Here is a 12862-nt window from a genome sequence, read left to right on the forward strand (position 1 = left end):
CCATCTCTCTCTGCCTCTCGTCGGTGGCCCATGCGGACCGCGTCACGGCCCGCGCGGTGCGGCAACACCTGCCCAGCCATCGCGTCCGTGAATCACGTCGTCATGATGACCCGGCGGTCACATCTACCGCGACCGTATTTCGGCGGCCTTGTACCGCCTCCCCCGTTTTCCGTGTCGTCGCTGGTCGGAGCGGAGTCCGCTCAGCTCTTGAAGAACAGTTCGAGCAGCTCCGTGCGGGCGAACATCCTGGCCGTGTCGACGGCCGACGGGGTGCCCGCGGAGGGGTCGGCGCCGCCCTCGAGGAGGGCCTTGACGACGTCGGTCCCGCCCTTGAAGACCGCTCCCGCGAGTGGCGTCTGACCGCGGTCGTTGACGCGGTCGGCCTCGGCGCCGCGGGCGAGCAGGGCGCGCACCGCCTCGGCGTGGCCGTGGTAGGCGGCGAGCATCACGAGGGAGTCGCCGCGGTCGTTGGTGAGGTCGGCGGGGACGCCCGCGTCGACGTAGGCCACGAGTTCCTCGGTGCGGCCGCGCCGGGCCAGGTCGAAGATCTTGGTCGCGAGCTCCACGACCTCGGGGTCGGGGGCTTCACTCATCGCCGGACCGCCTCTCACTGCACGGGTAACGCATCGGGAACAGGGCGTACGTCTGCACGTGGGGCAGCCGTACGGGTGAATCGCCAGGGTACTGGCTCGGGCGGCACATGAGCCGACACGGCCGAGGTAATGATCACCGCGGACACCGCGCGGCGTTCAGGGAGGATATCCACCCAGTTGCACCTTTTATCGTATAGATACATTCTGTGATCAGGGAAGTACTCATGGTGTCCGTCCCCGTGAACCAGGAGAACTCACATGATCATCTCGATCTCATGCGTGGTGCTGCTCGGCGTCGTCGTCTTCATCTTCTTCCGCAAGGACGGACTGAAGCTGTCGCACGCGCTGGTGGCGATGCTGTTCGGCTTCTATCTGGCCAGCACGGCCATCGCGCCGAGCATCAAGGCGGGCGGCGAGAGCCTCGCCGGCCTCCTGGGCGGGTTCAAGTTCTGACCCGGCCGACCACGCCCCGCCCGCCCGTACGCACCCTCTGGAGACAGTAGTGGCCCGGCGTCCCCTCCCCCGCATCCTCAGCAACGGCAGCGCCCAGCTCGCCCGGAGCCGGGAGCTGGCCAGGACGGCGGCCGACAGCGCCACGGACGTCCTCCACCCGCTGATCACCATCACGCGCGGGCTGCGCCGGCTGGCCTCGGCCGGACGGCGCAGGTGGGTCGACACACCCAAGGACCGGCGCGGCGCGCTGCTCTTCGGTGTGGCGTCGGTGCTGCTGGCCGTGGCGCTCGCGCCGTACGGTCCGTTGCTCGCCGTCGTCGCCCTGATGGCGGCGGCGGCCTGGCACGGCCGGGACCGCACGCCCGCGGCCCCCGCCGGACCCGCCCCCGGCCAGCTGCAGCGCCTGAAGTCGCTGTACGAGGCCCTGGTGCCGTACTTCTCGGCGAGCGACGACCCCGAGCCGCTGTACGCCCGCGGCGGCGACTGGGGGAAGGTCTTCTCCGAGTACGAGTTCGACGGCGACGGCCGTCTCGCGCACCTGGTGATCTCCTACCCGGCCTACTTCACCGACGCCGAGCCCGCGTCCCGTGCGCGGATCGAGCATCTGCTCGGCGCCAAGTGCGGACGCGGCCGGGAGTACCACTTCTCGTGGGACGAGGAGGCCAACCAGCTCGCCGTCCGCGTCCTCGCCCCGCTGCCCACCGACGTCGCCGCCCAGCCGTTCGTCACGGCCCCCGGCGAGACGGTGCTCGGCTTCACCGACCCCACGCGCGTGCAGCGGACGCTGCCGCTCACCCACGGCGCGCACGACGAGGAGCGGACCGATGTCCCGCCGGTCGTCTGGCGCACCGGCGTGCGCTCCACCGAGCCGCATCTGCTCGCCGTCGGCCAGCCGGGAAGCGGCACCTCGACGCTGCTGAGGTCGATCGCCCTGCAGGCGCTGCACCACGGCGACGTGGTGATCGTCGACGGCGGCGGCACCGGCGAGTACGCCTGCCTCACCGGCCGGGACGGTGTGCTCGCCGTCGAGTGCGCGCTGTCGGGGGCGGTGACCAGTCTGGAGTGGGCGGCCGCCGAGACGGAGCGGCGGCTGGCCGCGGCGAGCAAGGCGCACCAGGCGGGTGACCCGCCGCCCGAGGACACCAGGCGGCCCCTGTGGCTGCTGCTCGACCGGCCGAGCGTCTTCACCCACCTGGCGGTGGCGGACGACGCCGGCACGGATCCGCAGGCACTGCTGACGGCCCCCTTGCGGCACGGACGTGCGGCGAACGTGACCGTGGTGGTCGCGGAGCAGTTCGACGGGCTCGACGCGCTCGGTGCGCCGGTGCGGCAGCACACGCGCGCGCGTGTCGTTCTCGGCCCCGCCACGGCGGAGCAGCTGGAGGCTGTGCTCGGCGCGCCGCCGCACACCACGCCGGTGGATCAGATGCCGCCCGGGCGTGGGTACGCGCGGCTGGGCACCGGGCCTGTGCACCGGCTCCAGGTGCCGGCGACGCCGGACCCGTACGACGACGCGACCAGCGAGGCGCACCGCCAGGCGGTCCTCGACCTTCTCCCGCCCCGCACGACGCCGGCGGACGAGGAGCCGGGGCCGGTGCCGGAGGCTGTGCGGTTGGACAAGGCGGCGACGGAGAAGGTGGCTGCGGCCGCTGCGCTGGCGACGGAGGCGGAGGTGACGGAGCCGGCGGCTCCGGAGGGGGCGGCGGTGGCGGAGTCGTCGTCCTGAGGCGGGGGGGGCGGGCTGGTCGCGCAGTTCCCCGCGCCCCTGTGGGCGTTGACCCGCCGCCCACTGCGGGTTGGCGCCCGGTGCGGGCCCGCACGTGGCTGAGCGCGCCGTTCCCCGCGCCCCTTCAGGGCGTTCACCCGCCGCCGACTGCCCAAGCTTCCCGCCATCCGCGCCCCGCCTGCGGCTCACGGAGTGCCACGCATCACCGCACGCCGGGTGCGGCCCGTCGAGGGCTGAGCGCGCAGTTCCCCACGCCCCTTCAGGGCGTTCACCCGCCGCCGACTGCCCAAGCTTCCCACCATCCGCACCCCGCCTGCGGCTCACGAGGTGCCGCGCATCACCGCACGCCGGGTGCGGCCCGTCGAGGGCTGAGCGCGCAGTTCCCCACGCCCCTTCAGGGCGTTCACCCGCCGCCGACAGCCCAAGCTGCCCGCCATCCGCACCCCGCCTGCGGCTCACGGAGTGCCACGCATCACCGCACGCCGGGTGCCGCCCGTCGAGGGCTGAGCGCGCAGTTCCCCGCGCCCCCTGGGGGGTCGCGCTTACGCGACGAAGGTGCGCGGGGCCTCCCCGCCTGTCGTCCCGCCCGTTTCCACGATCCGCGCCGCCGCCGCCAGCCGCACCGCCGCCTCCTCAGCGACCGCGCCTCCCACCGTGAACGGCAGCCGGACGTAGCCCTCGAAGGCGCCGTCCACCCCGAAGCGGGGTCCGGAGGGGACGCGTACCCCCACCCGCTCCCCCGCCTCCGCGAGCCGGGACCCGGACAGGCCGCCCGTGCGGACCCAGAGGGTGAGGCCCCCGCGGGGCACCTCGAACTCCCAGCCGGGCAGTTCCCGCCGTACCGCGCTCACCAGCTCGTCCCGGTTCTGCCGGGCCAGTACGCGGCGCAGTTCGACCGCCTCCTCCCAGCCGCCCGTGCCGAACAGCCAGTTCACGGCCAACTGCTCCAGCACCGGCGTCCCCAGGTCGGCGTACGCCCGCGCGGCGACCAGGCTGCGGATCACGTCCGGTGCGGCCCGCACCCACCCGATCCGCATCCCCGCCCAGAACGCCTTGCTCGCCGAACCGACCGTGATCACCGTCGACCCGGCAGGGTCGAACGCGCATACCGGACGCGGCATCTCCACGTCCTCGTCGAGCCACAGCTCACTCATCGTCTCGTCGGCGACGAGCACCGTCCCCGCCGAGCGGGCCGCGTCGACGAGGCGGCGCCGCTGGTCGTCGTCGGCGAGCGCCCCCGTGGGGTTGTGGAAGTCGGCGACGACGTAGGCGATCCTCGGCGCGGCCTCGCGCAGCACCTGACGCCAGCGGTCGAGGTCCCATCCCGTCAGGCCCTCCGCCATGGCGACGGGGACCAGCCGCGCGCCGGCTTCCCGCATCAGCTGGAGGATGTTGGCGTACGAGGGCGACTCGACGGCGATGCGCTCGCCGCGTCCGCCGAAGAGATGGCAGATCGCGTCGATGGCGCCCATCGCACCGGTGGTGACCATGATCTGCTCGGGCATGGTGGCGATGCCCCGCCGGGTGTAGCGGTCGGCGATCATCGCGCGCAGCGCGGGCAGCCCCGCCGGGTAGTCGCCGTGGGTGTGCGCGTACGGCGGCAGTTCCTCCAGCGCGCCCTGGACGGCGCGGGTGAGCCACGGCTCCGGGGCGGGCAGGGCGGCGCAGCCCAGGTCGATCATGGAGCCCAGCGCCTCGGGCGGCAGCGGCTCCAGGCCCCGCGCCGGGACGGGGTTCCCGGCCGGGACGGCGGTCCAGCTGCCGGCGCCGCGCCGTGACTCGAGGAAGCCTTCGCCGCGCAGCGCCTCGTAGGCGGCGGCGACGGTGGTGCGGCTCACGGACAGGGCGAGGGCGAGTTCCCGCTCGGCGGGCAGCCGCGCGGCGACCGGCACGCGCCCCTCGAGCACCAGCAGCCGGATGCCGTCGGCGAGGGCGCGGTAGGCGGGCGGGCGCCGGGTGCCGGGCCCCGCCGGGCGGTCCTGCTGAGAGCCGAGCAGCCGGGCCAGCTGGGCGGCACCCACTGCGGAAGTCCACTGCGCCATATGATTCAGTCCACCTTCCCCGGATTGGCCATGGATGCCATGACCATTCAGGCTCCAGGGTGGCACGCACCGGTCCACTTCCACCACAGGGGGCACCTCTTGGCCAGAAACGCGCACGGCGAGCGCCATGTCGCGCGGCGGCTGTTCCAGCTCTACGCGGGCCTGGCCCTGTACGGGGCGAGTTCGGCGCTGCTGGTCCGGTCCGGGCTCGGGCTCGAGCCGTGGAACGTCCTGCACCAGGGCCTGTCCGAGCGCACCGGCCTGTCCATGGGCGTGGTGCTGACCGCGGTGGGCGCGCTGGTCCTGCTGCTGTGGATACCGCTGCGGCAGCGGCCGGGGCTCGGCACGGTCTCCAACGTGCTGGTGATCGGCGTGGCGATGGACGCCACGCTGGCCGTGGTGCCGGACGCGCACGGCATGGCCGTGCGCGTGGCGCTGATGGCGTCGGGGATCGCGCTGAACGGCGCGGCGACCGGGCTCTACATCGCGGCCCGGTTCGGTCCGGGCCCGCGCGACGGCCTGATGACGGGCCTGCACATGCGCACAGGCGTGTCGGTGCGCCTGGTCCGCACGGCCATCGAGATCACCGTGGTGGTCACCGGCTTCGTGCTGGGCGGCACGGTCGGCGTCGGCACCGTGCTGTACGCGGTGGCCATCGGACCGCTCGCCCAGCTGTTCCTGCGCGTCTTCGCCGTCCCCGCACCGGGCGAGGGCAGCACCGTCGTTGCGGGGCGGACACCCCGGAGGGCGATACTGCGGTCGTGACCCCTCGGATACGCCACCCCTACCTCGACCATCCCGGACCGCTCGCCTTCGCCCACCGGGGCGGGGCCGCGGACGGTCTCGAGAACACGGTCCGGCAGTTCCGGAGCGCCGTCGAGGCGGGCTACCGCTACATCGAGACCGACGTCCACGCCACGCGCGACGGCCGGCTCGTCGCCTTCCACGACTCCACCCTGGACCGGGTGACGGACGGAGCGGGCCGGATCGCCGACCTGCCGTGGGCGGAGGTGGCGCGGGCGCGGGTGGCCGGGCAGGAGCCGGTCCCGCTGTTCGAGGAGCTGCTGGAAGCCTTCCCCGAGGTCCGCTGGAACGTGGACGTGAAGGCCGAACCGGCGCTGCTCCCCCTGCTGGACCTGGCCGAGCGCACCGGCGCCTGGGACCGGATCTGCGTCGGGTCGTTCTCGGAGGCGCGCGTGGAGCGCGCCCAGCGGCTGGCCGGACCCCGGCTCGCCACGTCGTTCGGCACCCGGGGCGTGCTCGGTCTGCGGCTGCGGTCCTGGGGGCTGCCGGCCCCGCTGCGCCGGTCGGCCGTCGCCGCCCAGGTGCCCGAGGAGCAGTCGGGCGTCCGCGTGGTCGACGAGCGGTTCGTGCGGACGGCCCACGCGCGCGGGCTCCAGGTCCACGTGTGGACCGTGAACGAACCGCAACGCATGCACCGGCTCCTCGACCTGGGAGTGGATGGCATCATGACCGATCACATCGACACACTGCGCAAGGTCATGGAGGACCGCGGCACCTGGGTCTGAGACCCCCGCAGCCCCGGTCGCCTCGGCGCGCTCACGGGGAAGCGAGGGCACGGGTGGACACCGACACCGTGCGGTCACCGGCGGCGGACGACAGTGCCGGACGGCGGCGCGAACAGCGCGGCTGGTACTTCTACGACTGGGCCTGCTCGGTCTACTCCACGACCGTCGTCACCGTGTTCCTCGGCCCCTACCTGACCACGGTCGCCGAGGCCGCGGCGGACGCGGACGGGTTCGTGCACCCGCTGGGCGTACCGGTGCGCGCGGGCTCCTTCTTCGCGTACGCCGTGTCCCTGTCGGTGGTCGTGGCAGTGCTGGTGATGCCGCTGGTGGGGGCCGCCGCCGACCGCACCGGGCGCAAGAAGCCGCTGCTCGCGGCGGCCGCGTACACCGGTGCCGCCGCCACCGCGGGGATGTTCTTCCTCGACGGCGACCGCTATCTGCTGGGCGGTCTGCTGCTGGTGGTGGCGAACGCCGCGCAGTCGGTCGCGATGATGCTCTACAACTCCTACCTGCCGCAGATCGCGCCGCCGGAGGAGCGCGACGCCGTCTCCTCGCGCGGCTGGGCCTTCGGCTACGCGGCGGGCGCGCTGGTGCTGGTGGCCAACCTCGTCCTCTACACGGGGCACGACAGCTTCGGCGTGTCCGAGGGCATGGCGGTGCGCATCTGCCTGGCGTCGGCCGGGCTGTGGTGGGGCGCGTTCGCCCTGATACCCCTGCGCCGGCTGCGGGACCGCCGTACGCCCGCGCGCGAGGCGGCCCTGCCGGGGTTCCGGCAGCTGGCGGCGACGGTCCGCGACATGCGCCGGCACCCGCTGACGCTCGCCTTCCTGCTGGCCTACCTGGTCTACAACGACGGCATCCAGACGGTGATCTCCCAGGCCTCCGTGTACGGCTCGAAGGAGCTGGGGCTCGGACAGTCGACGCTGATCGTGGCCGTGCTGCTGGTCCAGGTGCTGGCGGTGGCGGGCGCGCTGCTGCTGGGCCGGCTCGCCCGGCGGTACGGCGCCAAGCGCACGATCCTCGGCTCGCTGGTCGCCTGGACGCTGACGCTGGCCGCCGGGTACTTCCTGCCGGCCGGCGCGCCGGTGTGGTTCTTCGTGCTGGCCGCCGGGATCGGCCTGGTCCTCGGCGGCAGCCAGGCGCTGTCACGCTCCCTCTTCTCCCATCTGGTCCCGCCCGGCAAGGAGGCCGAGTACTTCTCGGCCTACGAGATCAGCGACCGGGGGCTGAGCTGGCTCGGGCCGCTGCTGTTCGGTCTGACGTACCAGCTGACCGGCAGCTACCGGGACGCGATCCTCTCCCTGGTGGGCTTCTTCGTCCTGGGATTCGTCCTGCTCGCGCGGGTACCCGTACGCAGGGCCATCGCCGACGCGGGCAACCCGGTGCCCCAGCGGATTTAGCGTTCGACGCGAAAGGGCGGTAGTGTACGCGTTTGGCCTGCCAGGCGTACCGTTACTGCGCGTCAAAGATGCCGAATCGCTGTGTGACATTTGTGACCGGATGTGACAAACCGGGCGTCGGTGGGTACTGCACTGGTTGACAAAGGCTGCGGCCACGACGGTGACACATGACCCGGAACGGATCTCCGATCGGGAATCTTTACCGCCGACCGGACGTTGACCGGATGACGACGACAGCGACACCTGTCCTGTGGGCGACAAGCCCGGGAGGCACGATTCATGAGTGAGCGAGCTCTTCGCGGCACGCGCCTCGTGGTGACCAGCTACGAGACGGACCGCGGCATCGACCTGGCTCCGCGCCAGGCCGTGGAGTACGCATGCGAGAAGGGGCACCGCTTCGAGATGCCCTTCTCGGTCGAGGCGGAGATCCCGCCGGAGTGGGAGTGCAAGGTCTGCGGTGCCCAGGCACTCCTGGTGGACGGAGACGGTCCGGAGGAGAAGAAGGCCAAGCCTGCGCGTACGCACTGGGACATGCTGATGGAGCGGCGCACCCGTGAGGAGCTCGAAGAGGTCCTCGAGGAGCGTCTCGCCGTTCTGCGTTCCGGCGCGATGAACATCGCGGTGCATCCGCGGGACAGCCGCAAGTCGGCCTGATCCCCGCGGGAGCCCGCCCGGACGGACAGCGACAGGACCGAGGGCGCCGTACGTGTACGGCGCCCTCGGTCCTGTCCGCGTGCCCGGACGCGTCCGGGGCCCGCCCTACTTGGTCAACGGGGGCCGCGGCCCCTCCGGGCCGCCACTTCCGGGCTCGTCCCTGATGACCTCGCCCTGGACCACCTTGCCGTCCGGGTGGCGCATACGGGCCTGGGCGAAGGCGTCCCCCAGCGGGCTCTGCGCGGCGGCCTCGCGGAGCTTGCGCTCGAAGGTGCGCTCCGCGTAGCGGCTGACGGCCTTCTGGACCGGCGGCACCAGCAGGAGCAGCCCCAGCGCGTCCGAGATCAGACCGGGCAGGACGATCAGCAGACCGCCCAGCATCGTCAGCCCGTTGCCCTCGCCGTCGGTCCGGGCGCCCGGGGTCACCGGTCCGCCGCCCTGCTGCTGTTGCACGGTCTCGGTGAGGTTCCTGAAGGCGCGGCGGCCCGCCCGCTTGATCACGTACGAGCCGAGGACGATGCCGGCCAGCAGGATCAGGAAGACCACCAGGCCGCTGGACGCGCCGGCGACGACGGTCAGCAGCCAGATCTCCAGTACGAGCCATGCTGCGACGCCGAGCGGCAGCAGCGTGCGCAGCCGGGAGCGCCGGGGCCGGGCGGGATACGGGCTCTGAGCACCAGTCGTCATACTTCCAGTGTGCCTGGGTCCGGCTCAGCACGGGATAAGCGGGCCCGGGTCCCCGCGGGGCCCGGGTCTACGGCTCGGAGCGCCCGGCGTCCGCCGTCGTCTCCTTGACCGGGACGCCCTTCCCGGCGCGGGGCCGGCCGGGCTTGTTGTCGTCGGCGCGGCCGACGACCTTGCCGACCCTCTCCCCCACGCCCCAGGCGGTGACCCTCCACAGCGCCTCGACGAGGATGTCCTTGCTCATCTTGGAGTCGCCGAGCTCGCGCTCCACGAAGGTGATGGGCACCTCGACGACGTGGTAGCCGGCCTTCACCGCGCGGCGGGCGAGGTCGACCTGGAAGCAGTAGCCCTGGGAGGCGACCTCGTCGAGCCCGAGGCCCTCCAGCGTCTCGCGGCGGAACGCGCGGAAGCCGCCGGTGATGTCACGCAGCGGCAGGTCGAGCGCCATGCGCGAGTAGAGGCTGCCGCCGCGGGAGATGAACTCGCGGGACTTGGGCCAGTTGACCACCCGGCCGCCGGGCACCCAGCGCGAGCCGAGCACCAGGTCGGCGCCCTTGAGGGCGGTGAGCAGCCGGGGCAGCTCCTCGGGCTGGTGGGAGCCGTCGGCGTCCATCTCGATCAGCACGCCGTAGCCGTGCTCCATGCCCCAGCGGAAGCCCGCCAGGTAGGCGGCGCCGAGGCCCTCCTTGCCCTTGCGGTGCAGCACCTGGACGTGGTCGTCCTCGGCGGCCAGTTCGTCGGCGAGCTTGCCGGTGCCGTCGGGGCTGTTGTCGTCGGCCACGAGGACGTGCGCCTCGGGAACGGCCTTGCGCACGCGTCCGACGATCGCCTTGATGTTCTCCGCCTCGTTGTACGTGGGGATGATCACCAAAGCCGTACCGAGCGGGCCGAATTTCCGCCCCTGGGATCCTGCCGCGAGGGTCCCGCCGCCGTCGTTCACTGCTGCCCCTTCATGTCCTGTGCGCAGGATCCCACCTTAGTGTGCACGGCCTGCCGTGACGTGACAGGACGTACATATGGTGGTGTCGTTTCCCGATCATCGGGTAGGCGCGTCTTCTTCCACCGGGTGCGCGCGGACGGCGGGTGGGGGCCCGGCGCCCTTCGGGCCGGCCCGGGACCCGCCGGCTGCGGATCACCTGGAGCCGTTGTCTACTGAGCGCCCGGGCCCCACCCGGGGTCGCACCTCCCCGGCCGGCGGACACGTCCCTCGGCCCCGCGCCGCGCTGAGCCTGGCTCCCAGCGACGGTGCCCCGGTGCGGCACACCGTCCCTGACCCAGCGGCGCCGGCCCGAGTGGCCGGACGGTCTCCGGTCGGGCGTCCGGTGGTGGACCCGGCCGAACCTACCGGCCCTCTGCGGCCGCCTGTCAACAGTCGTCCGACCTGCGCAGTGTGGTTCAAATGCCTGGTCAGAGGCGAGGATGCGCAGGTCGCGCGACGGGGGCACGGTGCATGATCGACCACCGCGCCGCCCGCGCAGATCACTCGCCCGGCCGTACGAAGACCGTCCGGCCGCCGACCACCGTGCGGAGGCAGACGGGCAGGTCACGGCCGGGGGTGAGGTCGGGCAGGCCGGGGGTTCCGGACCTCGGGTCGGTGGACCAGCGGGCCACCCGGTCGTCGGGCGCCTGGACGACGAGTTCGCCGGTGCGCCAGACGGCGTAGTCGGCGGGGGCGCCGGGCACCAGGACGCCCGCGTCGTCCCGTCCGGTCGCCCGCCAGCCGCCGCGGGTGTGGGCGGTGAAGGCGGCGCGGACGGAGACGCGGTGCTCGGGGGTGCGGTGGAAGGCCGCCGCCCGGACGGTGCCCCAGGGGTCGAGCGGGGTGACCGGGCTGTCGGAGCCGAAGGCGAGCGGCACACCGGCCCGCAGCAGCGCGGCGAACGGGTTGAGCGTGCGGGCGCGCTCCACGCCGAGGCGCTGGGCGTACATGCCGTCCTCGCCGCCCCACAGCGCGTCGAAGGCGGGCTGGACGGAGGCCGTGAGGCCGAGCTCGGCGAACGCGGCGATCGTCTCCGGGGTGACCATCTCGGCGTGCTCGACGCGGTGCCGGGCGGCGCGCACGCGGGCGGGACCGAGCTTGTCCGCCGCGGCGCGGACGCCGTCGACCACGGTGCTCACGGCGGCGTCGCCGATGGCGTGGAAGCCCGCCTGGAGGCCCGCCTCGGTGCAGGCGACGACATGGGCGGCGACCGCGTCCGCGTCGAGGTGCGCGGTACCGGTGTGGGCGGCGTCGGCGTACGGATCGTGCAGGCAGGCGGTGTGCGAGCCGAGGGCGCCGTCGGCGAAGAGGTCGCCCGCCGCGCCGAGCGCGCCCAGCTCGCGGGCCTTGGCGACGTCCTGCTCGGCCCAGTAGCCGACGACGCGGGGGCCGGGCTCCTCGCGGGCGAGGCGCAGCAGGCCGGTGAAGTCGTCCTCGGAGGAGATCTCGGGGCCGCCGCACTCGTGCACGGTGCCGATGCCGAGGGACGCCGCGTGGGCGAGTGCGGCGCGCTGGGCGGCGGTGCGCTGGGCGAGGGTGACGGCGCCCAGGGCGGCGGCGCGCACCGCGTGGTGGCCGTCGCCGGTGAGGGGGCGGTCCTCGCGGGTCACGCCGCCCGCGACGAGGTCGAGCAGCGCGGTGGAGACGACGGCGGAGTGCACGTCGATGCGGCTGAGGTAGAGCGGGCGCCCTGACGTGGCCTCGTCGAGCTCCGCGCGCGTCGGGGGCCGGCCGCCGGGCCAGCGGGCGGCGTCCCAGCCGTGCCCGAGGAGCACCCGGTCGTCGGGGCGGGCGGCGGCGAACTCCCGTACCCGGGCGAGGGCGTCCTCCAGGGAGGCGGCGGCGGACAGGTCCAGGCCGGTGAGGGCGAGGCCGGTGGCGGTGGTGTGGACGTGCGCGTCGGTGAACGCCGGGGTGACCAGCGCCCCGTCGAGGTCGACCACCTCGTCGGCACCGTCCGCGAAGGCGTCGGCCGCGCCCTCGGAACCCACCCAGGCGACCTGGCCGCGCTCGACGACCATCGCGGTGGCGAAGGGGTCGGCGGGGCTGTGCACCTCTCCACGGCGGAGCAGGACGGTGGGCGGCGGGGCGGTACGTTCACTCATGCCCTTAGTCTCGCGCGCCGCGCACACGATCCGGCACGCAGGTCCCGTCGGGGGTGTCCCGGACGCGCGGCACGCGACCGCGCGCCCCTCAGACGCGCGGAGGCCGCGCCTCGTACGGTGTCGACAGGACCACCGTCGTGCGGGTGGAGACCCCCGCCAAGGAGCGCACTCTCGCGAGGAGTTCCTCCAGTTCGTGCGGGGTCGCCACGCGGACCTTGAGGATGTAGTTCTCGTCGCCCGCGACGCTGTGGCACGCCTCGATCTCGGGGACGCCCGCCAGGCGGTCCGCGATGTCGTCGGGGGCGCTGGGGTCGAACGGTTTGACCGAGATGAACGCGGTCATGGGCAGGCCGACCGCCTCCGGGTCGACCACCGCCGCGTAGCCGCGGATGACGCCGCGCTGCTCCAGCCGTCGCACCCGCTGGTGCACGGCCGACGTGGACAGGCCCGTGGCCTTGCCCAGGTCCGTGTAGCTCATCCGCCCGTCCTTGACGAGCAGCTGCACGATCTGTCGGTCCAGCTCCTCCATGGCGCTGAACCTACAGGGCGCTTGATCGCCTCGGATACCGGAACGACCGTGCGCGACGGCCACGGACGGCACCCGCGAGCGACATGTGACGAAGACCACACCTCTTGCGCCGTCTCCGTGATGTTCTCGTGATTACCCCCCTGGGGTGGCGGGAAGTGCTTGCTGTGG

General features: G+C 73.4%; 12 protein-coding genes. 6 read left to right on the top strand and 6 right to left on the bottom strand.

The features are described 5' to 3' along the window. Positions 1–200: 200 nt before the first annotated feature. On the bottom strand, positions 201–593 hold the full coding sequence (locus MTR79_RS21965) for an ankyrin repeat domain-containing protein (RefSeq protein ID WP_048458111.1): 393 nt from the start codon (positions 591–593) through the stop codon (positions 201–203). Between the two features lie 258 nt (positions 594–851). On the opposite strand from MTR79_RS21965, the gene MTR79_RS21970 reads away from it, so the two are divergent. Together MTR79_RS21970 and MTR79_RS21975 are read left to right on the top strand one after the other, a co-directional pair. Continuing rightward, positions 852–1046 carry a hypothetical protein gene (locus MTR79_RS21970; protein WP_019526465.1) on the top strand — a complete coding sequence of 65 codons (195 nt, stop codon included), beginning with the start codon at positions 852–854 and terminating at the stop codon, positions 1044–1046. Positions 1047–1095: 49 nt separating this feature from the next. Beyond that, positions 1096–2772 (top strand): type IV secretory system conjugative DNA transfer family protein, encoded by a 1677-nt coding sequence (locus tag MTR79_RS21975; RefSeq protein ID WP_244791835.1) that lies wholly within the window; start codon positions 1096–1098, stop codon positions 2770–2772. Positions 2773–3314: 542 nt separating this feature from the next. Here MTR79_RS21975 and MTR79_RS21980 read toward each other — a convergent pair. Continuing rightward, positions 3315–4814 carry a PLP-dependent aminotransferase family protein gene (locus tag MTR79_RS21980; protein ID WP_244791836.1) on the bottom strand — a complete coding sequence of 500 codons (1500 nt, stop codon included), beginning with the start codon at positions 4812–4814 and terminating at the stop codon, positions 3315–3317. 99 nt (positions 4815–4913) lie between these two features. On the opposite strand from MTR79_RS21980, the gene MTR79_RS21985 reads away from it, so the two are divergent. The 4 genes from MTR79_RS21985 to MTR79_RS22000 all read left to right on the top strand — a co-directional run bounded on the left by MTR79_RS21985 (position 4914) and on the right by MTR79_RS22000 (position 8397). Continuing rightward, positions 4914–5579: a hypothetical protein gene (locus MTR79_RS21985; RefSeq protein ID WP_244791837.1), complete on the top strand. Its 666-nt coding sequence runs from the start codon at positions 4914–4916 to the stop codon at positions 5577–5579. Further along, positions 5576–6343 carry a glycerophosphodiester phosphodiesterase gene (locus MTR79_RS21990; RefSeq protein WP_199206946.1) on the top strand — a complete coding sequence of 256 codons (768 nt, stop codon included), beginning with the start codon at positions 5576–5578 and terminating at the stop codon, positions 6341–6343. Before MTR79_RS21985 ends, MTR79_RS21990 begins: the two co-directional genes overlap by 4 nt. 53 nt (positions 6344–6396) lie before the next feature. Beyond that, a complete protein-coding gene (locus MTR79_RS21995; protein WP_102638503.1) occupies positions 6397–7743 on the top strand; it encodes an MFS transporter in 1347 nt (448 codons plus the stop codon). Positions 7744–8022: 279 nt separating this feature from the next. Next, positions 8023–8397, top strand: a complete 375-nt coding sequence (locus MTR79_RS22000) for an RNA polymerase-binding protein RbpA (RefSeq protein ID WP_003977404.1) — start codon at positions 8023–8025, stop codon at positions 8395–8397. Between the two features lie 105 nt (positions 8398–8502). On the opposite strand, the gene fxsA is transcribed toward MTR79_RS22000, so the two are convergent. The 4 genes from fxsA to MTR79_RS22020 form a co-directional block, all read right to left on the bottom strand. Further along, positions 8503–9084 carry an FxsA family membrane protein gene (fxsA, locus tag MTR79_RS22005; RefSeq protein ID WP_086703414.1) on the bottom strand — a complete coding sequence of 194 codons (582 nt, stop codon included), beginning with the start codon at positions 9082–9084 and terminating at the stop codon, positions 8503–8505. Positions 9085–9151: 67 nt separating this feature from the next. Further along, positions 9152–10021, bottom strand: coding sequence for a polyprenol monophosphomannose synthase (locus MTR79_RS22010; RefSeq protein ID WP_086703415.1), 870 nt, complete (start codon positions 10019–10021; stop codon positions 9152–9154). Positions 10022–10560: 539 nt separating this feature from the next. Then, positions 10561–12165 carry an amidohydrolase gene (locus tag MTR79_RS22015; RefSeq protein ID WP_244791838.1) on the bottom strand — a complete coding sequence of 535 codons (1605 nt, stop codon included), beginning with the start codon at positions 12163–12165 and terminating at the stop codon, positions 10561–10563. Positions 12166–12253: 88 nt separating this feature from the next. After that, entirely contained in the window at positions 12254–12694 is a 441-nt protein-coding gene (locus MTR79_RS22020; RefSeq protein ID WP_086703418.1) for an Lrp/AsnC family transcriptional regulator, read from the bottom strand. Positions 12695–12862 lie beyond the last annotated feature (168 nt).

The sequence above is a fragment of the Streptomyces sp. BJ20 genome, assembly GCF_022869105.1.
GTDB classification, from domain to species: domain Bacteria; phylum Actinomycetota; class Actinomycetes; order Streptomycetales; family Streptomycetaceae; genus Streptomyces; species Streptomyces griseoincarnatus.

Bases quoted from the DNA above. Each gene is read 5' to 3' on its own strand.
- MTR79_RS21965 (WP_048458111.1), bottom strand. From the start codon at position 593: ATGAGTGAAGCCCCCGACCCCGAGGTCGTGGAGCTCGCGACCAAGATC.
- MTR79_RS21970 (WP_019526465.1), top strand. From the start codon at position 852: ATGATCATCTCGATCTCATGCGTGGTGCTGCTCGGCGTCGTCGTCTTC.
- MTR79_RS21980 (WP_244791836.1), bottom strand. From the start codon at position 4,814: ATGGCGCAGTGGACTTCCGCAGTGGGTGCCGCCCAGCTGGCCCGGCTG.
- MTR79_RS22000 (WP_003977404.1), top strand. From the start codon at position 8,023: ATGAGTGAGCGAGCTCTTCGCGGCACGCGCCTCGTGGTGACCAGCTAC.
- fxsA (WP_086703414.1), bottom strand. From the start codon at position 9,084: ATGACGACTGGTGCTCAGAGCCCGTATCCCGCCCGGCCCCGGCGCTCC.
- MTR79_RS22015 (WP_244791838.1), bottom strand. From the start codon at position 12,165: ATGAGTGAACGTACCGCCCCGCCGCCCACCGTCCTGCTCCGCCGTGGA.
- MTR79_RS22020 (WP_086703418.1), bottom strand. From the start codon at position 12,694: ATGGAGGAGCTGGACCGACAGATCGTGCAGCTGCTCGTCAAGGACGGG.